Origin of the sequence: Serratia sp. KG1D (assembly GCF_037150675.1) — a bacterium.
GTDB classification, from domain to species: Bacteria; Pseudomonadota; Gammaproteobacteria; order Enterobacterales; family Enterobacteriaceae; genus Serratia; species Serratia nematodiphila.
The window spans coordinates 74,631-100,694 of the sequence record NZ_JBAGIH010000004.1 but is presented as its reverse complement, the minus strand read 5'-3'; the positions used below and the strand labels follow the sequence as shown (position 1 = coordinate 100,694).

Below are 26,064 nucleotides of genomic sequence, written 5' to 3'. Positions count from 1 at the left end.
TATTTCACTTTTTTTGAAGGATGCCTTCAAAACACCCCGCTTTTTAATCGCCGGCAACGGACTAAAATTAACCATATCCGCCGCAGACAGCGCGACGAAAAAGATCCCAGGTTATTCAATGCAGATAAATGACTTTTTGCCGCAGCGACACTCGCTGTCAGGCCGTAACGGCAAAAAGTAAGAGAGGCACTATGAAACGCATTATTCTCGCGACGGCGCTGGCCGCCCTGTTCTCCGCCAATGTGATGGCCGCGACGGAGATCACCTCGCACCAGGCCGATCAACGCCAAAGCGTCGGCTTCGTCACCCTGAACCAGAATGTGGTTTCGCCGGACGACGCCAGCAGCCAGGTCAGTAAAATCGCCGACCAACGCGGCGCAAGCTCTTATCGCATCATCGCCCTGCACGAACCGGGCGACAACAGCACGATGCACGTCAGCGCCGAGCTGTACCGCTAAAGAGACGTGCCACGCCAGGGAAATCCCAGGGCTTCATCAGAAAGCCCGTTCAGTCCGCACCGGAGCGCCGCCCGTTGGGCGCTCCGCTTCCCCCGCCAATCAGAGCTTGAGCAACGCCGGCGTGTTGAGCGCCTTGCCCGGATTGTGCAACTGCAACGCCATCCGCAGATAGTGGGTGCGCATTTGCAGCAGATCGGCACTTTCCGCCAGGGTCGCCCGCTGTTCGAACGAGAGTGCTCCCGGCGCCGCAGTGTGAGTGGCAGCCGCTTTCGGCACGCAGGCGAACAGCGCCGTCATGTTTTGCACCGTCTGCGCGGTAATGCGCGACAGCGGATGCGCCTTGTTTTGCCGCACCTTGTCGTCGGCTGCCTCCAGCATCTCGCTGAAGGCCGCTGAGTTAAGCTCGGCGCGCGCTTTTATCGTTCCCATTAAGCCGGCCGCACTGCCGATGCTTTTTATCATGCCCTCTGCTCCTTGCTGCCCTGAAAGAATTCACGCTGACATTCTCCTCCGACATGCATGAAACAATGCCCGAAACAGCAGGCACAGAGCGCTGCAATTCCATGCATCGTGCCCGGCGGCGCATCACAGCTCGCGGCGGAAAAAGTCGACCGTGGCGGACAGCGCCAACGGCGTGATGCGGTGCTTCACCCCCGGCTCGACGAGCGACGTCAAACGGCCATCCGCGCCTTGCCGCCGCAGTTCGGCCGCCAAACGCAGGCTGTCCGCCGCCGGCACCACGTCGTCCGTCTCGCCGTGCCACAGCAACAACGGCCGCCCGGCTATCGTCTCCAAACACCCTTCCAGCTCATATTCCGCCAGCACGGCGGTGCGCGCGGCAAACGCCGCCGGCGAGAGCGCCTCACCCTCTTCGCCCAACGGCAGATACAGCGTTTGCGCCAGTGAACGGTAATAGCCGGAGCCCATCAGGCTGGCGGCAGCCCGGATCCACGGAAAGCGCGCGAAGGCGCCAAGCGCGGTCATGCCGCCCATTGAGGCGCCGGCAACGCCGATGCGGCCGTCGGCAATCAGGCCAAGCCGCTCAAAATGTGCCTTGATCTGCGGCAGCTCGTCGATATTGCTGCGCAGGATCTCCCAGAACGCCGCCAGGCGCCGCGTCTCATCGCCGTCGAACCGCTCGCCGTGCCGATCGGCATCCGGCAGCACCGCCCGAAAACCGGCGCGCGCCAGCGCATAGGCGAAGTAGGCGTACACCTCTTTCGACGAGGTATAACCATGGCAGAAGAACACCGTCGGCAGCGGCCGATGATACTGCCCCGCCGGCACCGCATGGATCACCGCAATATCGCCCGCCCGCTCGTCATGAATTTCGATCATCCGTTCATCCTCAACTCACCTGTTGGCATTCATCATGACAAACTTGCGCCAGCCAGCGTTAGCTCAATCTGTTCCAGCTTATATTGCGTTACACTGAAGCCATCGCACCGGCTCTTTCGAGGTTCCCATGACGATTGCCCGCACACTCATTACCCTGACGCTGGCCGCACAGCTTTCCGCCTGCGGCATCATGACCACCACGCCGAAACCGCCGCCGCCGCCCACCGCACAGGCGCAGGCGCAGGAGATCGTTCGCGCGCAGACCGCCGAGCTGGTGAAAATCGGCACCGTCACCGCCGTGGTGCGCGGCAGCCCGATGGACGTGGAAGCGGAGATCCAGCGCAAGGCCACCGCCGCCGGCGCCCGTTATTATGTGATCATCATGAACAGCGAAACCGTCGTGCCGGGCCAATGGTATTCCCAGGCGATCCTGTATCGCTAAGGCGGGGATTTTTTAAGCAGATTTACACTGGCTTTGCACAGGCTGAAGCAGGGTGTTGCACACTGAGGGACAGCATGCCGCATGTTGCGGGTGCGATTCAGGATCTGACGAAGGGGAACGCCATGAAACGCTCCACCGCACTCACCTCCCTCTTGCTTTCCATGGGGTTGCTCAGCACCGGCGCACAGTCCGCCGAGCTGGCGCCCGCCGATCGCGTGACGCCGCTCAGTGAAATCGCCGAGATCACCTTCAGCGATCTGCCCGGCTCGCCGCAGGAAGCGGAACTGGCCATCGCCCGCACCGCCGGTCAACACGGCGCCAGCTATTACCGCATCCTGCGGATGGAAGAACAGGCGCACCCGCTTGGCTGGCGCGCCTCGGCCATCTTATACCTTTAGTAGCTCATGCACGCCGCATTCAACACGCCGCCGCTAACGGAGACGCCCCCCAGGAAAATCCCGGCGGCCAGATGATTCGCTTCGATCTTTTCGCTGATACGCGGCATGTAGATCTTCACGGCCGCGAACAGCAGCAGTTGCACCACCAGCGCCACCACGCCCCACAGCAGGTAATCCAGCAGGCTGATCGAGTTGATCGCCGCGCTGGCCAGCGGGATCACATACCCCAGGCAAGCGCCGATAAAGGCAAAGGCGGCGGATTGATTATCGGCCTTGATCAACGCCCATTCGTCATGCGGGGTGATGCGGGTATAGACGAACAGAAACACCAAAATCATGGCGAAACCGCTGAAGAAGTAAGAGGCGAACGCCGCCAACGCGCTGAGAATATCCATGTGCATTTTCCTGTCAGAGTGAGGCTGAATTAAAAAGGTTTTCGCCGCCGCGCGCCACCCTTTTCCCTAACCGCCGATGGCGCGGTTCAGCAGCAGTTCGCACACCTCGGCCGACAGCAGGCTCTCGCCGCGGTGATCCAGCGTCAGGTGGCACCAGGCGTCGGCGATCTGCGGGCTGGCATGCTGCAGCAGTTGCGCGGCGCAGCACAGGTCGAACAGCTGCTGGGTCAGCAGCCGCCCCATCTCTTCACGCGGTTGCCGGGCGCGCTGCTGCCACTGCCGCCAGGCATGATCGAACAACCGATTCTGGCCGCGCACCGGCTGCAGCTCGAACTGCAACATCTCGAGCGCGCCCGGCAGTTTATGCAGACTGCGCAAAACGTCCAGACACATGATGTTGCCGGAGCCCTCCCAGATGCTGTTCACCGGCATTTCACGGTACAGGCGCGGCAGCTCGCTCTCTTCGCAGTAGCCGATGCCGCCCAGCACCTCCATCGCCTCGGCGATGAACGGCATGCCCTGACGGCAGATGCTGTATTTGGCCGCCGGCGTCAGCAGGCGGCTGTAGATCAGCTCGCCCTCATTGCTGCGGCTTTCCCAGGCGCGAGCCAGCCGGAACAGCAACGCGGTATGCCCTTCCAGCCGCAGCGCCATGCGCGCCAGAACCTGGCGCATCAGCGGTTGTTCGATCAACAGCTTACCAAATGCCTGCCGCTGCAGCGCATGATACAGCGCCACCGACAGCCCGCGGCGCATCAGGCCGTGGCTGCCCAGCGAGCAGTCGAAACGGGTCAGGCCGCCCATTTTCAGGATATGCCGCACGCCGTCGCCCTCATCGCCCAGCAGCCAGGCGGTGGCGTCCTGAAACTCCACCTCGCTGCTGGCGTTGGAGCGGTTGCCCAGCTTGTCTTTCAGCCGTTCCAGGCGAATGGCGTTGCGGCTGCCGTCCGGCAAAATGCGCGGCAGGAAGAAGCAGGACAGCCCGCCTTCGGCCTGCGCCAGCACCAGGTGCGCATCACTCTGCGGCACCGAGAAGAACCACTTGTGCCCCACCAGCCGGTAGGCTTCGCCCGGCCCGCGCGCGCCGAGCGGCGTGGCGGTGGTGGTATTGCTCAAAACATCGGAGCCGCCCTGCTTCTCCGTCATGCCCATGCCGATCAGCAGGCCGCGCTTTTGCCCGCCCGGCAGCAGGTGAGCGTCATAACGATCCGACAGCAGCGGCGTCAGCCAGGAGCGAAACTCGGCCGGTAACGCCTGCTGCAGCAGCGGTGTGGCGCCGAAGGTCATGGTCACCGGGCACAGCGTGCCGGCCTCGACCTGCGCATGCAGCATAAAGCGCGCGGCGCGCGCCACGAAGGAACCGATGCGCGCATCCTCCTGCCAGGGCAGGTTGTGCACCCGGTTGGCGATCAGCCCCTGCATCAGGATATGCCAGGCCGGGTGAAAGCGGACGTCGTCCAGTCGCTGGCCGGTGGCGTCGTAGCGCAGCAGCTCCGGCGGGTTGGCGTTGGCCAGCCGCCCCAGCTCCAGCGACTCCTGCGTGCCGAGCTGCTGGCCCAGCGAAGCCAATACCTCGGCGTCCCAACCGCCTTGCTCGCGCTGCAACGCTTCGCGCAGCGGCGTATCGGAGAGAAACAGGTTGCTGTTGCCCAGCGGCTTGGGTTGGTTAAAAACGGTGTGCGTAGTCCAGACCATGAGAGTGCTCCCTGAAAAAAGCGTCAGGAGTAAGTATGGTCGGCGCAGAGATTTCTGCCGCAGGCGGGATCACAAGAGGGGGAATTAACGGGGGCACAGCGCCCCCGTCAGGAGAATCAGCCGCGCTGACGCACCGCTTCGAACAGGCAGATGCCGGTGGCGACCGACACGTTCAGCGAAGAGACGGTACCGGCCATCGGGATGCTGATCAGCTCGTCGCAGTGTTCGCGGGTCAGGCGGCGCATGCCTTCGCCTTCCGCGCCCATCACCAGCGCCATCGGGCCGGTCATTTTGCTTTGATACAGCGTATGGTCGGCTTCGCCGGCGGTGCCCACCACCCAGACATTCATCTCTTGCAGCAGACGCAGCGTGCGCGCCAGGTTGGTCACGCGGATCAACGGCACGTTTTCGGCGGCGCCGCAGGCCACTTTCTTGGCGGTGGCGTTCAACTGGGCGGAACGGTCACGCGGCACGATCACCGCGTGCACGCCGGCCGCGTCGGCGCTGCGCAGGCAGGCACCGAGGTTATGCGGGTCGGTCACGCCGTCCAGCACCAGCAGGAACGGCGTCTCCACGCTTTCCAGCAGGCCCGGCAGATCGTTCTCCTGATACTGGCGCCCTTCGCGCACCCGGGCGATGATCCCCTGGTGCACCGCGCCTTCAACCTTGTCATCCAGCCATTGGCGGTTCGCCACCTGGATCACGATGCCGGTCGCTTCCAGCTCGGCGATCAGCGGTTGCAGGCGGCGATCTTCGCGGCCTTTCAGGATAAACACTTCCAGGAAGCGTTGCGGGTCGCGCTCTAACAGGGCTTTGACGGCGTGGATGCCGTAAATAATTTCGCTCATGATGCTCTTTTAAATTCGTGCGGCCGGCGATAACCGGCCGATGGTAACGATGTGCGGCAGGTTAGGCCTGCTCGGCACCTTTCTTCTTGGCTGCGCGTTTGGCTTTGGTCGCCGCCGCGATTTTCCGCGTTTTGTCAGACGCTTTCTTGGCCTTCTTCTTCGCCTTCTTCACCTTGTCGGCGGGCTTGGCGTCATCCTGCTTGCGGAAGGCGCTGTCCGGTTCGAAGTTGGCCGGCGGTTTGCCGCCGCGGCGCTTGCCGCGCCCCGCATTGCCGCTGTCGCGCAGCGTACGCTGGCCGCCCTTCTTGGCGCGATCGCGCTCGGTTTTCCCTTCACCGCGCGCTTTGCGGGTGCTGGATACCAGCGCGAAGTCGATCTTGCGCTCGTCCATATGCACCGCATCCACGCGGATCTCCACCGTATCCCCCAGGCGATAGACCGTGCCGGAAGACTCGCCGATCAGGCGCTGGCCGATATTATCGTAGCGATAGTAATCATTATCCAGAGTTGATACGTGCACCAGCCCGTCGATAAACAGATCGTTCAGGCGCACGAAGAAGCCGAAGCCGGTCACGCTGGAGATGATGCCGCTGAACACTTCACCGACGTGATCCTGCATGAAGTCGCACTTCAGCCAGTCGGCGACGTTGCGCGTCGCTTCGTCCGCGCGGCGCTCGGTCATCGAGCAGTGTTCGCCCAGCTGCAGCATCTCTTCGAATTCGCTGTGCCAGCCGCCGGTCGGCGTCCAGCGCTCTTTCGGCTCGCCGTGTTCCTTGGCCAGCTGGTATTTGATCGCGCGGTGCAGCGCCAGATCCGGATAACGGCGGATCGGCGAGGTGAAGTGGCCGTAAGAGGCCAGCGCCAGGCCGAAGTGGCCGCGGTTTTCCGGATCGTAAATCGCCTGCTTCATCGAGCGCAGCAACATGGTTTGCAGCATTTCGTGGTCAGGGCGCTCGGACACCTCATCCATCAGCACCGCATAGTCCTTCGGCTGCGGCTTATTACCGCCGCCCAGCGTCAGCCCCAGTTCGCTCAGCACGCTGCGCAGCGCGGAGATGTGATCGTCGCTTGGACGATCGTGCACGCGGTACAGCGCTGGCTCGTTGCGTTTCTCGACGAAGCGCGCGGCCGCCACGTTGGCCATGATCATGCACTCTTCGATCAGCTTGTGGGCGTCGTTGCGCACCGTCGGCTCTACGCGCTCGATGCGACGCTCGGCGTTGAAGATGAATTTGGCTTCTTCGGTTTCGAACGCGATGCCGCCGCGCTCGGCGCGCGCCTTATCCAGCACCTTGTACATGGCGTGCAGCTCTTCCAGGTGCTTGACCAGCGGATGGTAATGCTCGCGCAGCTCCTGATCGCCCTGCAGAATGTGCCACACCTTGTTGTAGGTCAGGCGGGCGTGAGAGCTCATTACCGCCTCGTAGAACTTGGCCGTGGACAGGCGCCCCTGGGCGGAGATGGTCATCTCGCACACCATGCACAGGCGATCGACCTGCGGGTTCAGGGAGCACAGCCCGTTGGACAGCACTTCCGGCAGCATCGGGATCACCTGCGACGGGAAGTACACCGAGTTGCCGCGGCTGCGCGCTTCATCGTCCAGCGCGGTGCGCGGACGCACGTAGTAGCTGACGTCGGCGATCGCCACCCACAGGCGCCAACCGCCGCCGCGTTTTTTCTCGCAGTACACGGCGTCATCGAAGTCGCGCGCGTCTTCACCATCGATGGTGACCAACGGCAGCTTGCGCAGATCGACGCGGCCCTTCTTGGCCGCTTCCGGCACCTGTTCGCTGAGATCGGCCACCTGTTTTTCCACCTGCGGCGGCCAGGTATGCGGGATCTCATGGGTGCGCAGCGCGATATCCACCGCCATGCTGGTGCCCATCTTGTCGCCGAGGATCTCAACGATCTTGCCAACCGCCTTGGTGCGGCGAGTCGGACGCTGAGTCAGCTCCACCACCACCATAAAGCCCATGCGCGCGCCGCTGACGCTGTCCGCCGGGATCAGAATATCGAAGCTCAGACGGCTATCGTCCGGCACCACGAAGCCGGTACCGGCGTCCATGAAGAAGCGGCCGACAATCTGGCTGGTTTTCGGCACCAGCACGCGCACGATGCGCGCTTCGCGGCGCCCTTTACGGTCCGCGCCCAAGGCCTGCGCCAGCACCACGTCACCGTGGATCGCCATTTTCATCTGTTCGGCGGACAGGTACAGATCGTCTTTGCTGCCTTCGACGCGCAGGAAGCCGTAGCCGTCGCGGTGGCCGATCACCGTGCCGCGCAGCAGATCCAAACGTTCCGGCAGCGCGTAGCACTGGCGGCGGGTAAACACTAACTGACCATCGCGCTCCATGGCGCGCAGGCGGCGGCGCAGCGCTTCCAGCTGTTCTTCACCGCTGAGACCCAATTCGTTGCCCAGTTCTTCGCGGCTGGCCGGCGTTTCTCTTTTCGCCAAATGGGCCAGGATATATTCACGGCTGGGGATAGGGGATTCGTATTTTTCTGCTTCTCGTTCCAGGAATGGATCTTGTGACATTGCGGTTCCTCCGTTGTCATCAGCAGGATGACGTTGAGCCTTGTCTTCTCAACGTCGTTTTATTCGACAAGCAATAGCTTGTAGAGCGGCGGATTGTCTTCGACCATGTCGGCCAACGTATGCTTATCCAGCTCTTCAAGGAAATTCTGTACGCCCTGTTGGAGCACCTGCTTCAATCGGCAGGCAGGGGTGATGTGGCAAAACTCGCTGCTGCAGTTAACCAGCGCGAGCGGCTCCAGCGCCCGCACCACGTCGCCGAGGCGAATGCTCTCGGCCGGTTTGCCCAAACGGATGCCGCCATGCTTACCGCGCACCGCCGTGACAAAACCTACCCGGCTCAACTGATTGATGATCTTCACCATATGGTTGCGAGACACGCCATAAACCTCGGTCACTTCCGAGATGCTGGTCATCTTGTCCTGCGGCAACGAGGCCATGTAGATCAACGCCCGCAGGCCATAATCAGTAAAACTTGTTAACTGCACATCTTACCTCTGGGTATCACTTTACCCGTCTGATACGCCGCTTTTCGGCGCTATTCAAAAGATTACTCATTGGATAATAAACCAGCCGGAGAGTTCGTCGCTAATTATTTAGCGAATCCCGCGCCCTAAGGCGGGTTTATGAAAGGATTTTTTGACGTGAAACCGCAATCGGAGGGAGTCAGGATAAAAACAAACCGGGACGCGCCCGGTTTGTTTAATGCCGCAAAGCCTGATTATGCGTCGAACGGGTCGCGCAGGATCATGGTTTCGCTGCGATCCGGGCCGGTAGAGATGATGTCTACCGGTACGCCGGTCACTTCTTCGATGCGCTTGATGTAGTTCAGCGCAGCCTGAGGCAGCTTGCTGTGCTCTTTCACGCCAAAGGTGGTTTCGCTCCAGCCCGGCATGGTTTCGTAGATAGGCTCGATGCCTTCCCAGCCTTCAGCCGCCAGCGGAGTGGTGTCCACTTCGCGGCCGTCCGGCATGCGGTAGCCCACGCAGATCTTCACTTCTTTCAGGCCGTCCAGGACGTCCAGTTTGGTCAGGCAGAAGCCGGACAGGGAGTTGATCTGCACGGCGCGGCGCACCGCTACCGCGTCCAGCCAGCCGGTACGACGACGACGGCCGGTGGTGGCGCCGAACTCGTTACCCTGCTTGCACAGGTACTCGCCGGTTTCATCGAACAATTCAGTTGGGAACGGACCTGCACCCACGCGAGTGGAGTAGGCTTTCACGATGCCCAGCACGTAGTCCACATAACGCGGGCCGATGCCGGAACCGGTAGCCACGCCGCCGGCGGTGGTGTTGGAAGAGGTGACGTACGGGTAAGTACCGTGGTCGATATCCAGCAGGGTGCCCTGAGCGCCTTCGAACATGATCAGGTCGCCACGCTTGCGCGCGCCGTCCAGCAGTTCGGAAACGTCAACCACCATGGCGGTCAGGATGTCGGCGATAGACAGCACGTAGTCCAGCGTCGCCTGATAATCGACGGCGTCAACTTTGTAGTAGTTGACCAGCTGGAAGTTGTGGTAATCGACGATCTCTTTCAGCTTAACGGCGAAGGTTTCTTTGTTGAACAGATCGCCGACGCGCAGGCCGCGACGAGCCACTTTATCTTCGTAAGCCGGGCCGATGCCGCGACCGGTGGTGCCGATCGCTTTCGCGCCGCGCGCTTTCTCACGCGCGTTATCCAACGCAACGTGATAAGGCAGGATCAACGGGCAAGCTTCGGAGAGTAACAGACGTTCGCGTACCGGGATGCCACGCGCTTCGAGTTCACCCATTTCTTTCATCAACGCGTCCGGCGCCAGAACAACACCGTTGCCGATGATGCTGGTGACGTTTTCACGCAGAATACCTGAAGGAATTAAATGAAGAACGGTTTTTTCACCGTTGATTACCAGAGTGTGGCCAGCGTTATGGCCACCTTGGTAGCGCACAACATATTGAGCCCGTTCAGTCAGCAGGTCTACAACCTTGCCTTTACCTTCGTCACCCCATTGGGTGCCCAGTACGACGACGTTCTTACCCATTTTTCAAAATCACCGATTGCTTAAAAATGGATTCTACCACCGTAATTTTCGATTTTCAGCACTTTTAGCATACGATTGCATAAATTTTGGGCTAGACTTTAAAGACCCGTGCGGCCGCTCAACATATAGTAGATCACGCAGCCCGCAACCACTATTCCACCGCCAAATCGCCGCAGCGTTGCGTCCGGCAACTGCGACATCGCCACAATCATTTTGCGCCAGGCCTGCGGAAACAGCATCGGCCCCAATCCTTCCAGCACCAGAACCAGCCCGAGCGCCAGCCAAATCGTTGAGTTCATGCATCCCCCAAAAACGAGAAAGGGCCCGCGTAAACGGGCCCTCGTTCAGATTGCCACCCGCGCTTATTTGCGCAGGGTATCAGGCGACTTCATGTAGCGGAAGAAATCGCTGTCCGGGCTCAGTACCAGCACGTCCTGATTGTCCTTGAAGCTGGCTTCATAGGCGCGCAGGCTGCGGATAAAGGCATAGAAGTCCGGATCCTGGCTGAACGCATTGGCGAACAGCTTGGCTGCTTCGGCATCGCCTTCACCGCGGGTGATACGCGCCTGACGCTCTGCTTCCGCCAGGGTACGGGTCACTTCGTAATCCGCGCTGGCGCGCAGCTTCTCGGCTTCTTCCTGGCCCTGCGAGCGCAGACGACGGGCTACCGCTTCACGCTCGGCGCGCATACGCTGGTAGATGGCGTCGGACACTTCGGCCGGCAGGTTGATCTGCTTGATACGCACGTCGATCACTTCGATGCCCAGCGCCGCCATGCTGTTCGGGTTCACCTGCGGCTGTTTGCCGGTGGTTTCCCGCTCAACGCGCGCCGCCGCAGAGGCGATAGCGTCATCGGCTTCGGTGGTCGCCACTTCTTCGCCGTCGCCCACTGTGCCGGTGTTCAGCGCGTCACGCACGTCAGACATCAGCTTGCCGCGCGAGTCGGTCACGATGTCTTTCACGTCCAGGCGGCCGATTTCGGAACGCAGACGGTCGCTGAACTTGCGTTTCAGCAGCACTTCGGCCTGGGAGACGTCGCCGCCGCCGGTCGCCAGATAGTAACGGCTGAAATCGCTGATGCGCCATTTCAGATAGGAGTCGACGATCAGGTCTTTCTTCTCGCTGGTCACGAAGCGATCGGCCTGGTTGTCCATGGTCTGGATGCGCGCATCCAGGTTCTTCACGGTCTCAATGAACGGGATCTTGAGGTGCAGACCCGGCGCATACACCAGCGGCTTGTTTTCGCCATCGCGCAGAACCTTGCCGAAGCGCAGCACGATGCCGCGCTGGCCTTCCTGCACCACGAACAGCGAAGCGTACAGCACCACCAGCACCGCGAGGACAATAACTACAAAAGACTTACGCATTGATTACTCTCTCCCTACGCGAGTGGTGTCGTCACGCTGCGCATTCGCCCGGCGCTGATCCATAACCGATCCGCCACTGGTGCGCGGAGTGCTGCTGTTGGCAGCCGGCGCAGGATTCGGATTGAGGCGAATCAGGCTGGTATCCTTGTTGCCGCTCTCCGTCGCCGCGCCTTGGCCGCGCAGCATCTGATCCAGCGGCAGCACCATCAGGTTGTTGCCTTTGTCGCTCACCAACACCTTACGGGTATGGCCCAGCACTTTTTCCATGGTTTCGATATACAGACGCTCGCGGGTGATCTGCGGTGCGGACTTGTATTCCGGCAACAGCTTGGCAAAGCGCGCCACCTCACCCTGAGCTTCCAGGACGGTGCGATCCTTATAAGCCTTGGAGTCTTCCAGCAGACGCTGCGCCTGGCCGTTCGCACGCGGCTGAACTTCGTTGGCGTAAGCTTCCGCTTCACGGATGTATTGCTGCTCGTTCTCACGCGCGGCGATCGCATCGTCGAACGACGCCTTCACCTCTTCCGGCGGACGCGCCGCCTGGAAGTTGACGTCCAGCAGCGTGATGCCCATGTTGTAAGGACGAATGGTCTCTTCCAGCATGCGCTGCGTATCGTTACGCACCACGGTACGGCCTTCGGTCAGGATGCGGTCCATCGAGTATTTGCCGATCACGCCGCGCAGGGCGCTGTCGGTCGCCTGGCTCAGGCTGTCGTCGGCATTGACGACGCTGAACAGGTACGCTTCCGGGTTGGTCACGCGGTACTGCACGTTCATTTCCACGCGCACCACGTTTTCATCGGAGGTCAGCATCACGCCGGACGCTGCCAATTCGCGCACCGACTCCACGTTCACCGGACGCACGTCGTCGATGAAGGTCGGCTTCCAGTTCAGGCCCGGCTGCACCAGATGGCTGAACTTACCGAAACGCGTCACGACGCCGCGCTCGGCTTCCTTGATGGTGTAGAAACCGCTGGCGGCCCAGATCACCACCACGGCAACCGCCGCGATACCGATAATGCGGCCGCTGAAGCCCGGACCAGAGGTGCCGGTGCCGCCGCTATTGCTGTTGGAGCCTTTGCCCCCGCCGAAACCGCTCAATTTCTTGCTCAGTTTGCGGAAGATATCGTCCAAATCAGGTGGCCCTTGATCACGACCGCCTTTGTTGTTACCGCCAGAGTTGCCGCCATTGTTATTGCTGCTCCCCCACGGGTCGCGGTCCTGTCCGTTATTACCGGGCTGATTCCACGCCATGTTTTAGCTCCATATTCTGTGATTGGGTACTTCAGGCTTTCGCGAAGCATAAATGTAACAGGATATGATCATACGATAAAGTCAATCAGGTCCTGTTCTTGCTTGCAGAGACGACGCCATTCGACGATCGGCATTCGCACCACCACGCCAATGCTGCCGTCTTCTTCGTTCCACTCTTTTTCAATCGCCTGAAGCTGGTAAAAACGGCTGCGAAGACGGCCTGCCCGTGGCGGTAAGCGCAATTCGTAATGCGCGATCTCCCCCGATAAGCGCTCCGTCAACGCCTGATACAGCAACGGAATACCCTCTCCGCTGGCGGCGGACAGCCACACCCGGATCGGCAGGTTTTCGTCGTTGCGGTCGATACGCGGCACAAAATCGTCCAGCATATCTATTTTGTTCATCACTAACAGTGTAGGGATTTCATCCGAATCTATCTCCGCCAGCACGGTGTTCACCGCTTCGATGTTCTCATCGACGCGCGGATCTGCGGCATCGATGACGTGCAGCAGCAGAGATGCCTGGCGCGTTTCCTGCAGCGTCGCCTTGAAGGCGGCCACCAGATCGTGCGGCAGGTGCCGGATAAAGCCTACGGTATCCGCCAACACGGTATCCCCCACGTCCGGCACGTCAATGCGCCGCAACGTAGGATCCAGGGTGGCAAATAGCTGGTCCGCCGCATACACCTCGGCAGACGTTATTCGGTTAAACAGGGTGGATTTGCCGGCGTTGGTATAGCCCACCAGCGATACGGTCGGCACATCGGCGCGGGTCCGCGCGCGTCGGCCTTGTTCACGCTGCTTTTCTACCCGCTCAAGGCGGCGCAGAATCAAGCTGATGCGATCGCGCAACAGGCGACGGTCGGTCTCAAGCTGGGTTTCCCCCGGCCCACGCAGGCCAATCCCCCCTTTTTGCCGCTCCAGGTGCGTCCAGCCGCGTACCAGACGCGTGGCGATGTGACGCAACTGCGCCAGCTCCACCTGCAGCTTACCTTCATGGGTACGGGCACGCTGGGCAAAGATGTCTAAAATCAGCCCGGTGCGATCGATCACCCGGCATTCGCACAGGCGCTCGAGGTTTCTTTCCTGCGCCGGGGAAAGGGAATGATCAAACAGGACAACAGACGCGCCGCTGGCTTTCACCGCATCTGCAATTTCTTCGGCCTTTCCTTCGCCGACAAAGTACTTCGGATGCGGGGCTTTGCGGCTACCAGTCACCACTTGCAAAGCTTCGACACCGGCTGAGGAGACCAGCGATTCGAACTCGTTGAGGTCTTCCGTATCTTTGTCTTGCGAGAAATAGATATGAACCAGTACGGCCTGCTCACCGGCTTCATAACGGTCAAACAAGCGTGCAACCTCTCAAACGGACACTCACCGTGAGTTTGGGGGACATAAACAGCCCGCGGCTGCTTATGCTCCCCGTCATGGTTGACTTGCAACGCGCTTTATTCAGCGTCATCGCTTTCCTGCTGCGGCTGTTGCTGCGCAGACGGATTGTTGCCATGGTGATAGTTGCTTGAACCGCCGCTCGGGTTGTTGCTGTGATGCGAAACCGGGCGTGACGGGACAACGGTAGAGATAGCGTGCTTGTACACCATCTGGCTAACCGTGTTCTTCAACAGGATGACAAACTGGTCAAAAGACTCAATCTGGCCTTGCAGCTTAATACCATTCACCAAATAAATAGAAACCGGAACACGTTCACGACGCAATGCGTTCAGGAACGGATCTTGCAAAGATTGCCCCTTAGCCATTCTATCTTTTCCTTATTTGCTTGTTGTTTGTAACTAAGAACCTGTCGGCTCTAAAATAAACGACGTAAAAAATTTGCGCGCTGAATACTCAGCAATTGTACACAATCACTCAACCTATGCACTAACAACCTGTGTCACCGAGTCCAAAGCCTCTCCCGGCTTTTCACTGTCCAACCAATGGACCGACTCCCAACCCCGTAACCAGGTCATTTGGCGTTTAGCCAACTGACGTGTTGCGCAAATACCACGATAAACCATCTCATCGTAACTAATTTCACCAGACAAATATGACCACATCTGGCGGTAACCGACACAGCGAATGGAGGGCAAGTCCGTATGCAAATCACCCCGTGCGAAAAGTGCACGCGCTTCCGTCTCAAAACCCGCCGCCAACATTTGATGGTACCGCAGCTCGATGCGTTGATGGATCAACTCACGGCTGGTCGGCGCTATCGCAAATTGGTGAACTTGATACGGCAACGATTCACCCGAAATTTGAGTCAGTTCCGTTAAAGTTTTACCCGAAATAAAAAAAACTTCCAGTGCTCTGGACAGTCTCTGCGGATCATTCGGATGAATTCTCAATGCCGCGACCGGATCGATCGCCTGTAACTGACGGTGCAACGCCTCCCAGCCCTGCTCCGCCGCTTGCCGTTCGATGCGCTCGCGCACCGCGGGATCGGCGGACGGCAACGGCGACAATCCTTCCAGCAACGCCTTGAAATACAACATGGTGCCGCCCACCAACAGCGGAATGCGGCCGGCGGCGGTGATGTCGGCCATCTCTTTCAGCGCATCGGCGCGAAACTCCGCGGCCGAGTAAACTTCGGCGGGATCGCGAATATCGATCAGCCGATGCGGCGCCTGCGCCAATTCTTCGGCGCTCGGCTTGGCGGTGCCGATATCCATGCCGCGATAAATCAGCGCGGAATCGACGCTGATCAGCTCCACCGGCAGGCGTTCGCGCAGCGCGATCGCCAGCGCGGTCTTGCCCGAGGCGGTTGGCCCCATGATGAAAATAGCCGGGGGACGTGGTGTCATTTCAGTGTCAGTCATGCTTGAGGGCCGCCAGTGCGGCCTGTAAATCAACGGGTTGTAAAAGTCCGCTCGGTGGCGATTTGACCAGCTGCGGGCAAAGTCGTTCAACGTCGGTCAGCAATTGTATCGCTTGCGAGGTGTTCCACTGTTCATGTTCGCTGCCAAGGCGGCGAGCGAGCCAGGTAGCCAGCACCGCGGGCGACATCTCCTGATGTTCGGCCAGATAGCCTAACAGTTCGGGTATCAGTTTTTGTAAATTTTGTTGGCGTAATGGTAAAGGCACTGCGCGCAACGTCACACGGCCATGATCCGTCTGCAGATCCAGCCCCATCGCCGCCAACAGCGCCTGATGCCGCGCGATGGCCGCCGCTTCGCTCTTCTCCAACGTCAGCTTGACTGGGATCAGCAGCGGCTGCGGCCGCAGCCCTTCTGCCGGCGGATTGAGCTGCGCCTGGCGCAGCCAGCGTTCCGCCACCGTCAGGTTAAGCAACGCCGGCTGCTGGCGCTGTTCAATCAACGCATAACACGGCGGATGGATCATCAACACCCGGCCAAAACTGTGCTGGCCGCCCGCCAACGGCGTTTCCGCTGCGGCTTTCGCCGGCGGGAACAGCGGCGGCTTGCTCGGGGTTTCCGGCGCGGCCTCGGCCGGCGGCTCGGCTACGGGCTGCATCAGTTTACCGTACAGCTCGCCTTCGCGTTTCTGATAGCCGCCCGCCGCTTGCCGGCTCGGCTGCGGCGCCCGCTCGCGGGCGGCGCCGGCCGGTGGCGGCGTTTCACGGCGCGGCGCCGGCTGAGAAAAATGGTTACCGCCGGCGGCGACGCGGTTTTCCTGCTGCCAGACCGGCGCGGGCGCTTCGTCGGGCGTTTCCGTCAGCGGCAACGACGGTGTCTGCCCGGCCTGTTGCAGCACGGTGGTCACCGCCTGGTAGATAAAATCGTGTACCAGCCGCGCCTGATGGAAACGCACCTCGTGCTTGGCGGGATGAACGTTGACGTCCACCTGGTGCGGATCCACCTCCAGATACAGCACGTAAGCGGGCTGCTGATCGTCCTTCAACTGATCCTGATAGGCCTGACGAATGGCGTGATTGATCAAACGATCGCGCATCATGCGGCTGTTGACGTAACAATACTGCATTTCACCCAGCTGGCGCGCCCCGTCCGGATCCGCCACCCAACCGCGGATGCTCAGATCGCCATGCTGCCAGTCGATGTTCAGCGCATGCTGCAAAAACGCCGGGCCGCAGATGCTGCCCAAACGGCGTTCGTGCTGGCTCTCTTCCTTCGCCACCCGGTATTGGCGGATCAGTTTGCCGTTGTGGCTGAGGTTGATCGCCACATCGAAACGCGCCAGCGCGATGCGCCGCACCACTTCATCGATATGGCCAAATTCGGTTTTCTCGGTGCGCATGAACTTGCGGCGCGCCGGCGTGTTGTAAAACAGATCCAGCACTTCCAGCGTGCTGCCGACCGGGTGCGCGGCGGGTTTGACCGTCACCGCCTGCTCGCGCCCTTCGGCATAGGCTTGCCACGCCTCGCTTTGTTCGGCGGTACGCGACGTCAGGGTCAAACGGGAAACCGAGCTGATACTGGCCAGCGCTTCGCCGCGAAAGCCGAGGCTGACGATCGCCTCCAGGTCGTCGAGCGTGCTGATTTTACTGGTGGCGTGCCGCGCCAGCGCCAGCGCCAGATCGTCCTTGCCGATGCCGCAGCCGTTATCGCGAATGCGGATCAGCTTGGCACCGCCGCGTTCGATATCGATATCGATGCGCGTCGCACCGGCGTCCAGACTGTTTTCCACCAGCTCTTTGACCACCGACGCGGGGCGTTCAACCACCTCTCCGGCGGCGATCTGGTTGGCGAGCTGTGGCGGTAACACCTGGATAGGCATGCTGACTCCTGTAGCGGTGGCGCTAGGCCTGCGGAATGGTCAGCGTCCGATCCAGCGGCGCGACGTCCGACTTCAGATTATTGACCCGTTTCAGATCGCCGACGCTGACCCCATAACGAGAAGCGATAGAGGACAGCGTGTCCCCACGGGCCACTTTATGTTTAGACGGCTTCTTCGCCGGCGTTTTCGCCTTGGCGACGGCGGTGACGGCGGCGGTTTTACCCGCCGGCACCTTCAGGCGTTGCCCGACCCACACGCCGTCTTTCTTCAGTTTGTTCAGATCCCGCAGGGCCGCCATGGTGGTGCCGTAGCTGTCGGCGATGCCGGACAGCGTCTCCGCCTGCTTCACCACGTGGATCTGGGTCTTGCCGCTAACGCTGCGGCTTGCGCCGGCCGGGCTGACGATAGGCTCCGGCTGGCGCACGTCTGGTGTTGAGGTGTTAACCGCCGCTGCGACGTCCAGCGGTCGGTTTTCCACCTTTGGGTCGGCTTGCAGCGGATGCGCCAGGAAGTAGCTGCGCAGGCCGTTATGAATGGCCCTGGCAATCTTCTCCTGATACGCGCTACTGCCCAGCAGCCGCTCCTCCGTGCTATTACTGATAAATCCTGTTTCCACCAGCAGCGATGGAATATCCGGCGAACGCAGCACGCCCAGGCTGGCGTGTTCCGGCCGGCGTTTATGCAACGATCCGACGCTCTGCAGCTGCTGCAGCACCTTCACCGCCACGTCGTACCCGACGCGCTGCGAGTGGCCGAACTGCAGATCCAACACCGCCTGGCTCAGATAAGGGTCGGCCTGGCTATTGGCCAGCAAATCGCCGGCGCCGCCGAGCAGCTCAGACTGCTTCTCATGCTGTTCCAGCCAGCCGGCCATTTCGCTGTTGGCACGGCGGTTGGACAGCACCCAGACGGAAGCGCCGCTGGCGCTGCGGTTTGGCGCGGCGTCGGCGTGGATGGAGACCAGCACGTTGGCGCCCTGTTTACGCGCAACGTCGGAACGCCCCATCACCGAGATAAAATAGTCGCCGTTACGCGTCAGCACCGGTTTGAACTGCGGATCGGCGTCCAGCATCGCCTGCAGGCGGCGCGCGATGGCGATGGTGACATTCTTTTCTTTCAACCCGCTCGGGCCAATGGCTCCCGGATCCTGGCCGCCGTGGCCGGCGTCGATCGCCACCACCACCCGATCGCCGGAACCGGCGGAAACGCGGCTGCTGCGCGGCGTGACCTCAGTGGCGGTGCCTGCGACCACAGTCTGTTTTTGGGTGAAGGGATTCGATCCCGTCGGCGCTTTGCGCAGCGGCGGCTCCGGCGCTTCACGCACCGCAACCGGCGCCTGACGCGGCGGTTGACTGACGGCGACCGGCGGAGGCGTTTGCACCGGCGCTTTACGCGCCACGATATTGGCGCCGCCTTCGGCCGAAATGGTGAATACCACGGTATGCACGCCGCCGTTCTGGCGAGTGGAAACGCGGGTTTTGGCGCGCTGGGTCAGATCAAACACCAGGCGCACGCTCTGAGCGTCTTTCGGCGCGCTGGAGCGAATGCTCTTCACCAGGTTTTGCCCGCTAAAGTTGAGCGGCAGGCCGCCGACTTTGCCCTTCTGGTTAACGTCCAGCACCACCCGTTCCGGGCCGTGCAGCGGGAAAAACGCATAGTCCGGCGGGCCATTGAAGCTCACCGACACCGTCGCTTCGCGTTGGGCGTTCGACACTTTGATATCGGACAGCGAGGACGCCGCCAGCGCGTTCAACGCGCCGAGCGGCCCCAGCACGGCGATCAGCATGATGACCGCAAATTTTTTCAACACCTGCGTCATTGCAGCATCATCCCTGTGATCCATGAATGCGGTCTAACAACTGGCTGCCGTATGCAGAAATCGCCTCGATCTTCGCCTCTCGCCCCTCGCCCTGATAGCTGAGGTGCAGCGCCAGATCCGGCTCCGGCAGCACGCCGGTGCCCTGCTGCGGCCATTCGACCAGGCAGATGGCGTCTTGCGCGAAGTAATCGCGAATGCCCATGAATTCAAGCTCTTCCGGATCGGCCAGGCGATACAGATCGAAGTGATACACCGCCAGCGGCTGCAAGGCATAGGGTTCCACCAGCGTGTAGGTCGGGCTTTTGACGTTGCCCTGATGCCCCAACGCCTGCAGGAAACCACGGCTGAAGGTGGTTTTACCGGCGCCCAGGTCGCCGTAGAGATAGATGACGCTGGCGCGATCGCAGGCCTTGGCCAAAGTGGTGCCCAAAGCGACAGTCGCTGCCTCGTCCGGCAGAGGTAAAACGAGTTCTTTCATTCGATAAAGTCTATTTTGCCCACTCAGGATTAACGAAATGAAGGATGTCCGGCAGTAAATCGGTCGCCAACATGCCTCTTGTTCCTTGTCTTTCCGCTACGCGATCGCCGGCCGCGCCATGCACGACGCAGCCCGCACAGGCGGCATCATACAGCGGGAGCTTTTGCGCCAGCAAACCGCCGATGATGCCCGACAGCACATCGCCCATGCCGCCGGAGGCCATGCCGGCATTGCCGACGTCGGCGATCGCCATCTGCCCCTGCTCATCGGCGATCAGCGTACCGGCGCCTTTCAGCACCGCCACGCCGCCGTAGCGCGCCGTCAGCTTGCGCACGGCAAGTAAGCGATCACTCTCGATGTCGGCAGTGCTGCAGCTCAACAGCCGCGCCGCCTCTCCAGGATGCGGAGTCATCACGCGATTCTGCCGTTTCTCGGGATTTAATGCCAGCAAGTTCAGCGCATCGGCGTCCCACAAGGCTGGTTTATCGCTGGTTTGCAGCACGTTCAAGGCGTTTTTGCCCCACTCAGCCTGGCCCAGCCCCGGGCCAATCACCAGCACATCCGCCCATTGCATCGCCTGCCGCAGCGTCGCCTCGTCCAGCGCCTGCGCCATCAGCTCCGGCCTGGCCGCCAGCAGCGGCGCAACATGATCAATGTGAGTAAGCACTCGCACTAATCCAGCCCCGCTGCGCAGCGCCGCCTCCGCCGCCATGCGAATGGCGCCACCGAAACCGCTATCGCCGCCCACCAACAGCAGGCGGCCATGCTCGCCCTTATGCGCGCAGGGGCGGCGCGGATGCAGCCAGCGCGGCAACACCTCGGCGGTAAGCCGCTGAATCTGCTCCGGTTGCTTCGCCAACCAACCCGATAAGCCTAGCGCATTCTGATGAAGTTGCCCGACCCAGTCGCGCGCCTGGCCAGTCAGCAGCCCCGGTTTGAGGCCGATGAACGTGACGGTGTGCGCGGCACGCACCACCGCTCCTGGCGCCGCGCCGCTTTCCGCCAACAAGCCGGACGGAACATCGAGCGCCACCACCGGCGCCGAATGGCGGTTGGCGGCCTCGATCAGCGCGTCGTAAGGCGCACGCGGCGCGCTGCCAAGGCCAGTGCCCAGCAGGCCGTCGATAATGAGCGAAACAGACGCCGGCCAGCGGCTGTTCGCCGGCAGAATGTCGCCGCCTGCAGCTTGCCAGGCCTCGCGAGCCACTGCGGCTTCCGGTGGCAAAGGGCGTGCGCCTTCGCAGGCGATCAGCGTCACCTGCACGCCTGCCGCCTTCGCCAGGCGCGCCACCACATAGCCGTCGCCGCCGTTGTTGCCGTGGCCACACAGCACCAGCCAGTGGTCGCGGGAGGGATACGCGTTGCGCGCCAGCGCGTAGGCCGCCTGACCGGCGCGCTGCATCAAATCGTAAAGAGAAATACCGAGCGAGGCCGCCGCCGCGGGTTCCGAGCGACGGATCCAATCCGCAGGCCAGACAGAGTGTGGTAAACTGTCAGCGTATGCTTTTTCACTGTGGCCCGTCATGACGCACCCCCTCGATCTCCATCAACTCGCCCAACATATCAAGCTATGGGGGCAATCGCTAGGATTCCAGCAGGTTGGCATCTGCGATACCGATCTGAGCCTTGAAGAGCCGAAGCTGCAGGCCTGGCTCGACAAGCAGTACCACGGCGAGATGGAATGGATGGCGCGCCACGGCATGTTGCGCGCACGCCCTCACGAACTGTTGCCGGGCACGCTGCGAGTGATCAGCGTGCGCATGAACTACCTGCCGGCCAAGGCGGCGTTCGCCAGCACCTTGCAGAATTCGCAACTGGGCTACGTCAGCCGCTACGCGCTGGGGCGTGACTATCACAAGCTGTTGCGCCAGCGCCTGAAAAAACTGGGCGATCAGATCCAGGAATACTGCGGCGAGTTGAATTTCCGCCCCTTTGTCGATTCTGCGCCGGTGATGGAGCGCGCGCTGGCCGCCAAGGCGGGCATTGGCTGGGTTGGTAAACACTCACTAATTCTCAACCGTGAAGCCGGGTCGTGGTTTTTCCTCGGCGAGTTGCTGATCGATTTGCCGCTGCCGGTGGATCAGCCGCAGGAAGAACAGTGCGGCCGCTGCGTCGCCTGCATCACCACTTGCCCGACCGGCGCCATCGTCGCCCCCTATACCGTCGACGCCCGGCGCTGCATCTCCTACCTGACCATCGAGCTGGAAGGCTCGATCCCGGAAGAATTTCGCCCGCTGCTCGGCAACCGCATCTACGGCTGCGACGACTGCCAGCTGATCTGCCCGTGGAATCGCTTTTCGCAGCTCACTGACGAAGACGATTTCAGCCCGCGCGCCGCACTGCATGCGCCGCAGCTGATCGATCTGTTCAACTGGACAGAAGAAAAATTCCTGCGCATCACCGAAGGCTCGGCGATACGCCGCATCGGCCACCTGCGCTGGTTGCGCAATATCGCCGTGGCGCTGGGCAATGCGCCTTATGAGGACGGCGTCGTGCTCGCGCTGCGCACGCGTTTGGGCCAGGACAGCATGCTGGACGAACATATCCACTGGGCGCTGGCGCAACAGCTTGCTCGCCGTGAAGCGCAGGGCATCGAGGTGCAGACGGCACAGAAAAAACGGCTGATACGGGCTGTGGAAAAAGGTTTGCCGAGGGACGCCTGACGGCGTGCGCCGCGCGGCCGTATCACCGGCATCCTTACTCTGTGGATTTGTGCATAAAAATAAAAACACGTTGTCTTTCAACTGCAACAAAAAGAGCAAGTGATCGGCATAACGTTTTGGGATAAATAAATAAGCATATAAATCAAATAGATAAATATTTAATTTGTATGACGTTGATTTTTCAGGCAGGCGAGTTTATGTGCAGAGGCTGTGGATAACTCTGTTCACAACATTTTTACCGGGCGTGTAAAACGGGACAAAAATCCGCGCCGGATAAGGCGTTGGACTTGAGTTTGAAACGAAGAGAAAATTGGAGCGGGAAACGAGACTCGAACTCGCGACCCCGACCTTGGCAAGGTCGTGCTCTACCAACTGAGCTATTCCCGCATAGAGATGCTTTCGGCATCCGGTCACCAAACACTGGCGTGACCTTTGAATTTTTGGAGCGGGAAACGAGGCTCGAACTCGCGACCTCAACCTTGGCAAGGTTGCGCTCTACCAACTGAGCTATTCCCGCGTCGCATAGGTACTGCTTGATACTGCTTTATTTATTCATCATGCCGCATCGCGACATTGTTGAATTTGGAGCGGGAAACGAGACTCGAACTCGCGACCCCGACCTTGGCAAGGTCGTGCTCTACCAACTGAGCTATTCCCGCCCGGCGTATCGATGGTGGAACGTTACGAAATTCTTCATCGGTACGGGGTGCGCATTATACGAGAAATCCTTTTTGCCGCAAGCCCCTGAAAGCAAAAAAACGCGATTTTTGTTTGATTGCCGATTAAAGCGCCAGATTGGCGAATTAAGCGGCTAAAAACGGCGTGTTTTCCCCGCAGGGGCCGCCATCGCCTTAAAGCTGAATGAAATGTTCGCGGTAATAAGCCAGTTCGGCCACCGATTCGCGGATGTCATCCAGCGCCTGATGGGTGCCCTGCTTCTTAAAGCCGCCGAGAATTTCCGGCTTCCAACGGCGCGCCAGTTCCTTCAGCGTGCTGACGTCCAGATAGCGGTAATGGAAGTAGGCCTCCAGCTCCGGCATGTAGCGGAACAGGAAACGGCGATCCTGGCCCACGCTGTTGCCGCAGATCGGCGATTTGCCGGCCGGCACCCATTGCTGCAGGAAGGCGATGGTTTCCAGCTCGGCGGCGCGATCGTCCTGGCGGCTGGCTTTCACCCGCTCCACCAGCCCGCTGCCGGTATGAGTGCGCACGTTCCACTCGTCCATCAAGGCCAGCTGCTCGTCGGATTGGTGCACGGCGATCACCGGCCCTTCCGCCAGGATGTTCAGGTTGGCGTCGGTGACCAGCGTGGCGATCTCGATAATGCGGTCACGCTCGGGATCCAGCCCGGTCATCTCCAAATCGATCCAAATCAGGTTATTTTCGTTTCCTGTCATGATGTTTCCTGCCTAAAAGCCGAGAGAAAAACGCTGTGCGGACGAGACGACGGGCACCGCCGGTGGCGACGCGCCGCAGCCGGCGGCTAACAACGGTTATTTAATATAAAATAGCGTGTATCATAGTCTTTTTGGTCGCCTTGGGCGACATATACCCTGACGGGTTCAAGGCTGCGCCGGGGGCAACTCCCCGCCGCGGCTGTGCATATACGTAAAGGTATAAAACCGATTCAAGTGAGGCGCAGTGAGTAAGAATAAACTGTCCAAAGGTCAGCAACGCCGCGTGCAGGCGAACCATCAGCGCCGTTTGAAGCGCGCCGATAACAAACCGGAACCGGATGATTCCCAGCTGGGCGAGCCGCAGGAAGGCGTCGTCATCAGCCGTTTCGGCATGCACGCCGACGTTGAGGCGCCGGATGGCACTCAGCACCGCTGCAACATCCGCCGCACGCTGCGTTCGCTGGTCACCGGCGATCGCGTGGTGTGGCGCCCCGGCCTGGGCACTCATGAAGGGGTGAAGGGCATCGTGGAAGCGGTGCACGAGCGCACCTCGGTGCTGACGCGCCCGGACTTCTATGACGGCGTGAAGCCGATCGCCGCCAATATCAATCAGATCGTCATCGTGTCGGCGATCCTGCCCGAGCTGTCGCTGAACATCATCGACCGCTATCTGGTGGCCTGCGAAACGCTCGAAGTCGAGCCGCTGATCGTGCTCAACAAAATTGACCTGCTGGACGCCGAAGCGCGCAAGCTGGTCGACGGCATGATGGATATCTATCGCAAGATTGGCTACCGGGTGCTGGAAGTCTCCAGCCAAACGCGGGAAGGCATGGCGGAATTCGAACAGGCGCTGGCCGGGCGCATCAGCATCTTCGCCGGCCAGTCGGGGGTCGGCAAATCCAGCCTGCTGAACGCGCTGCTGCCGCCGTCTGAAGAGCAAATTCTGGTAAATCAGGTTTCCGACGTCTCGGGCCTCGGGCAACATACCACCACCGCCGCGCGGCTGTACCACTTCCAGCACGGCGGCGACGTGATCGACTCCCCAGGAGTGCGCGAGTTTGGCCTGTGGCACCTGGAGCCGGAACAAATTACCCGCGGCTTTGTCGAATTCCGTGATTATTTAGGCGGTTGCAAATTCCGCGACTGCCGCCACGATACCGATCCCGGCTGCGCTATCCGCGCGGCGATGGAGAAAGGCGATATCGCGCAAGAGCGTTTCGACAACTACCACCGCATTCTGGAAAGCATGGCGCAGGTGAAGGTTCGCAAGAACTTCACGGACGCCGCAGACTGACACTGACGGGCGGGCATTGACGACGGCGGAGCCCTCGTTACAATGCGCGCCCTTTACCCTGATTCACGAGGTTAACGTGCTGGATAGCATCAAGATTAAACTGCAATATTGGCTGCCGAAGCTGGCGCTGACCCGCCTGGCGGGCTGGGGCGCCGACAAACGTGCCGGCTGGCTGACCCAACTGGTGGTCAAAACCTTCGCCCGCTACTACCGCGTGGACATGCAGGAAGCGCAAAACCCGGACCTGGCGTCTTACGCCACCTTCAACGATTTCTTCGTGCGCCCGCTGCGCGATGGCGCGCGCCCGATCGTCGCCGACGCCAACTGGCTGGCGCTGCCCGCCGATGGCGCCATCAGCCAGCTCGGCCCGATCCGCGAGGACCAAATCTTCCAGGCCAAAGGCCACCACTATAGCCTGGAAGCGCTGCTGGCCGGCAACTACCTGTTGGCCGAGCCGTTCCGCAACGGCCTGTTCGCCACCACCTACCTGGCGCCGCGCGACTATCACCGCGTGCACATGCCGTGCGCCGGCGTGCTGCGCGAAATGATCTATGTGCCGGGCGATCTGTTCTCGGTCAACCCGCTCACCGCCGCCAACGTGCCTAACCTGTTCGCACGCAACGAGCGCGTGATCTGCGTCTTCGACACCGACATCGGGCCGATGGTGCAAATCCTGGTCGGCGCCACCATCGTCGGCAGTATAGAAACCGTCTGGGCCGGCACCGTCACGCCGCCGCGCGAAGGCATCATCAAACGCTGGACCTACCCGGCCGCCGGCGAAGAAGGCGCCATCGCGCTGGAAAAAGGCGCCGAGATGGGCCGTTTCAAACTCGGCTCCACGGTGATCAACCTGTTTACCGCAGGCAGCGTGCAGTTCGCGCCGCAGCTGTATAACGGCACCGTCACCCGCATGGGTGAAGCCTTCGCCGAAATCCCGGCCGCCGCTGAAACACCACAGACCCCGCTCTAAAGGAATC

At 60.9% G+C, this 26,064-nt stretch carries 25 protein-coding genes and 3 tRNA genes; 6 read left to right on the top strand and 22 right to left on the bottom strand.

From position 1 onward, the window contains the following. Positions 1–191 precede the first annotated feature (191 nt). Positions 192–458, top strand: coding sequence for a DUF1471 domain-containing protein (locus WFM45_RS18555; protein WP_004933636.1), 267 nt, complete (start codon positions 192–194; stop codon positions 456–458). 99 nt (positions 459–557) lie between these two features. On the opposite strand, the gene WFM45_RS18550 is transcribed toward WFM45_RS18555, so the two are convergent. After that, a complete protein-coding gene (locus WFM45_RS18550) occupies positions 558–920 on the bottom strand; it encodes a hypothetical protein (protein WP_250602022.1) in 363 nt (120 codons plus the stop codon). A 123-nt stretch (positions 921–1,043) separates the two neighbouring features. After that, positions 1,044–1,796 (bottom strand): esterase, encoded by a 753-nt coding sequence (gene yjfP, locus WFM45_RS18545; protein ID WP_336956779.1) that lies wholly within the window; start codon positions 1,794–1,796, stop codon positions 1,044–1,046. A gap of 127 nt (positions 1,797–1,923) precedes the next feature. On the opposite strand from yjfP, the gene bsmA reads away from it, so the two are divergent. Next, entirely contained in the window at positions 1,924–2,238 is a 315-nt protein-coding gene (gene bsmA / locus WFM45_RS18540; protein WP_250602024.1) for a biofilm peroxide resistance protein BsmA, read from the top strand. 122 nt (positions 2,239–2,360) lie between these two features. Continuing rightward, positions 2,361–2,636: a DUF1471 domain-containing protein gene (locus WFM45_RS18535; RefSeq protein WP_033633541.1), complete on the top strand. Its 276-nt coding sequence runs from the start codon at positions 2,361–2,363 to the stop codon at positions 2,634–2,636. Here WFM45_RS18535 and WFM45_RS18530 read toward each other — a convergent pair. The 16 genes from WFM45_RS18530 to nnr all read right to left on the bottom strand — a co-directional run bounded on the left by WFM45_RS18530 (position 2,633) and on the right by nnr (position 21,258). Next, positions 2,633–3,031: a DUF350 domain-containing protein gene (locus WFM45_RS18530; protein ID WP_016929354.1), complete on the bottom strand. Its 399-nt coding sequence runs from the start codon at positions 3,029–3,031 to the stop codon at positions 2,633–2,635. The two genes, WFM45_RS18535 and WFM45_RS18530, sit on opposite strands and share 4 nt — an antisense overlap. A 66-nt stretch (positions 3,032–3,097) precedes the next feature. Then, positions 3,098–4,726, bottom strand: a complete 1,629-nt coding sequence (locus WFM45_RS18525) for an isovaleryl-CoA dehydrogenase (RefSeq protein WP_021504938.1) — start codon at positions 4,724–4,726, stop codon at positions 3,098–3,100. A 116-nt stretch (positions 4,727–4,842) separates the two neighbouring features. Next, a complete protein-coding gene (gene rlmB / locus WFM45_RS18520; RefSeq protein ID WP_004933653.1) occupies positions 4,843–5,574 on the bottom strand; it encodes a 23S rRNA (guanosine(2251)-2'-O)-methyltransferase RlmB in 732 nt (243 codons plus the stop codon). A 61-nt stretch (positions 5,575–5,635) separates the two neighbouring features. After that, a complete protein-coding gene (rnr, locus tag WFM45_RS18515; protein WP_048325821.1) occupies positions 5,636–8,110 on the bottom strand; it encodes a ribonuclease R in 2,475 nt (824 codons plus the stop codon). Between the two features lie 59 nt (positions 8,111–8,169). Beyond that, positions 8,170–8,595 carry a nitric oxide-sensing transcriptional repressor NsrR gene (gene nsrR, locus WFM45_RS18510; protein ID WP_015376391.1) on the bottom strand — a complete coding sequence of 142 codons (426 nt, stop codon included), beginning with the start codon at positions 8,593–8,595 and terminating at the stop codon, positions 8,170–8,172. A 233-nt stretch (positions 8,596–8,828) separates the two neighbouring features. Next, entirely contained in the window at positions 8,829–10,127 is a 1,299-nt protein-coding gene (locus WFM45_RS18505) for an adenylosuccinate synthase (RefSeq protein WP_004933663.1), read from the bottom strand. Positions 10,128–10,225: 98 nt separating this feature from the next. Beyond that, positions 10,226–10,426, bottom strand: coding sequence for a DUF2065 domain-containing protein (locus tag WFM45_RS18500; protein WP_004933666.1), 201 nt, complete (start codon positions 10,424–10,426; stop codon positions 10,226–10,228). A gap of 63 nt (positions 10,427–10,489) precedes the next feature. After that, complete coding sequence (hflC, locus tag WFM45_RS18495) at positions 10,490–11,494, bottom strand: protease modulator HflC (RefSeq protein WP_004933669.1); 1,005 nt, start codon at positions 11,492–11,494, stop codon at positions 10,490–10,492. 3 nt (positions 11,495–11,497) lie between these two features. Continuing rightward, positions 11,498–12,748, bottom strand: a complete 1,251-nt coding sequence (gene hflK, locus WFM45_RS18490) for an FtsH protease activity modulator HflK (protein ID WP_016929360.1) — start codon at positions 12,746–12,748, stop codon at positions 11,498–11,500. A gap of 68 nt (positions 12,749–12,816) precedes the next feature. Beyond that, positions 12,817–14,097: a ribosome rescue GTPase HflX gene (hflX, locus tag WFM45_RS18485; protein ID WP_004933675.1), complete on the bottom strand. Its 1,281-nt coding sequence runs from the start codon at positions 14,095–14,097 to the stop codon at positions 12,817–12,819. Between the two features lie 98 nt (positions 14,098–14,195). Continuing rightward, positions 14,196–14,504: an RNA chaperone Hfq gene (hfq, locus tag WFM45_RS18480; protein WP_004933678.1), complete on the bottom strand. Its 309-nt coding sequence runs from the start codon at positions 14,502–14,504 to the stop codon at positions 14,196–14,198. 114 nt (positions 14,505–14,618) lie between these two features. After that, positions 14,619–15,560, bottom strand: coding sequence for a tRNA (adenosine(37)-N6)-dimethylallyltransferase MiaA (miaA, locus tag WFM45_RS18475; RefSeq protein WP_164123587.1), 942 nt, complete (start codon positions 15,558–15,560; stop codon positions 14,619–14,621). Next, the gene (gene mutL, locus WFM45_RS18470) at positions 15,553–17,436 is read right to left on the bottom strand and encodes a DNA mismatch repair endonuclease MutL (RefSeq protein ID WP_336956767.1); all 1,884 of its coding nucleotides are present in this window, start codon (positions 17,434–17,436) and stop codon (positions 15,553–15,555) included. The genes miaA and mutL overlap by 8 nt, the downstream gene beginning before the upstream one ends. Positions 17,437–17,458: 22 nt before the next feature. After that, positions 17,459–19,255 carry an N-acetylmuramoyl-L-alanine amidase AmiB gene (gene amiB / locus WFM45_RS18465; RefSeq protein ID WP_336956765.1) on the bottom strand — a complete coding sequence of 599 codons (1,797 nt, stop codon included), beginning with the start codon at positions 19,253–19,255 and terminating at the stop codon, positions 17,459–17,461. A 7-nt stretch (positions 19,256–19,262) separates the two neighbouring features. Further along, positions 19,263–19,733 carry a tRNA (adenosine(37)-N6)-threonylcarbamoyltransferase complex ATPase subunit type 1 TsaE gene (tsaE, locus tag WFM45_RS18460; protein WP_025305017.1) on the bottom strand — a complete coding sequence of 157 codons (471 nt, stop codon included), beginning with the start codon at positions 19,731–19,733 and terminating at the stop codon, positions 19,263–19,265. Between the two features lie 10 nt (positions 19,734–19,743). Further along, positions 19,744–21,258, bottom strand: coding sequence for a bifunctional ADP-dependent NAD(P)H-hydrate dehydratase/NAD(P)H-hydrate epimerase (gene nnr / locus WFM45_RS18455; protein ID WP_033631607.1), 1,515 nt, complete (start codon positions 21,256–21,258; stop codon positions 19,744–19,746). Between nnr and queG the strand changes: the two genes are divergently transcribed. Next, a complete protein-coding gene (gene queG, locus WFM45_RS18450; protein WP_099982771.1) occupies positions 21,257–22,396 on the top strand; it encodes a tRNA epoxyqueuosine(34) reductase QueG in 1,140 nt (379 codons plus the stop codon). The genes nnr and queG overlap by 2 nt on opposite strands. 311 nt (positions 22,397–22,707) lie before the next feature. Here the strand turns inward: queG and WFM45_RS18445 are convergent. The 4 genes from WFM45_RS18445 to orn all read right to left on the bottom strand — a co-directional run bounded on the left by WFM45_RS18445 (position 22,708) and on the right by orn (position 23,793). Then, positions 22,708–22,783, bottom strand: a tRNA-Gly gene (locus tag WFM45_RS18445). Between the two features lie 54 nt (positions 22,784–22,837). Beyond that, positions 22,838–22,913: transfer RNA gene (locus WFM45_RS18440), tRNA-Gly, on the bottom strand. 66 nt (positions 22,914–22,979) lie between these two features. Next, positions 22,980–23,055, bottom strand: a tRNA-Gly gene (locus tag WFM45_RS18435). 192 nt (positions 23,056–23,247) lie between these two features. Further along, positions 23,248–23,793 (bottom strand): oligoribonuclease, encoded by a 546-nt coding sequence (gene orn / locus WFM45_RS18430; protein WP_004929689.1) that lies wholly within the window; start codon positions 23,791–23,793, stop codon positions 23,248–23,250. A gap of 244 nt (positions 23,794–24,037) precedes the next feature. On the opposite strand from orn, the gene rsgA reads away from it, so the two are divergent. Both rsgA and asd read left to right on the top strand, forming a co-directional pair. Beyond that, positions 24,038–25,087, top strand: a complete 1,050-nt coding sequence (rsgA, locus tag WFM45_RS18425) for a small ribosomal subunit biogenesis GTPase RsgA (protein WP_021504946.1) — start codon at positions 24,038–24,040, stop codon at positions 25,085–25,087. A gap of 76 nt (positions 25,088–25,163) precedes the next feature. Continuing rightward, positions 25,164–26,057, top strand: a complete 894-nt coding sequence (gene asd, locus WFM45_RS18420) for an archaetidylserine decarboxylase (RefSeq protein WP_336956758.1) — start codon at positions 25,164–25,166, stop codon at positions 26,055–26,057. Positions 26,058–26,064 lie beyond the last annotated feature (7 nt).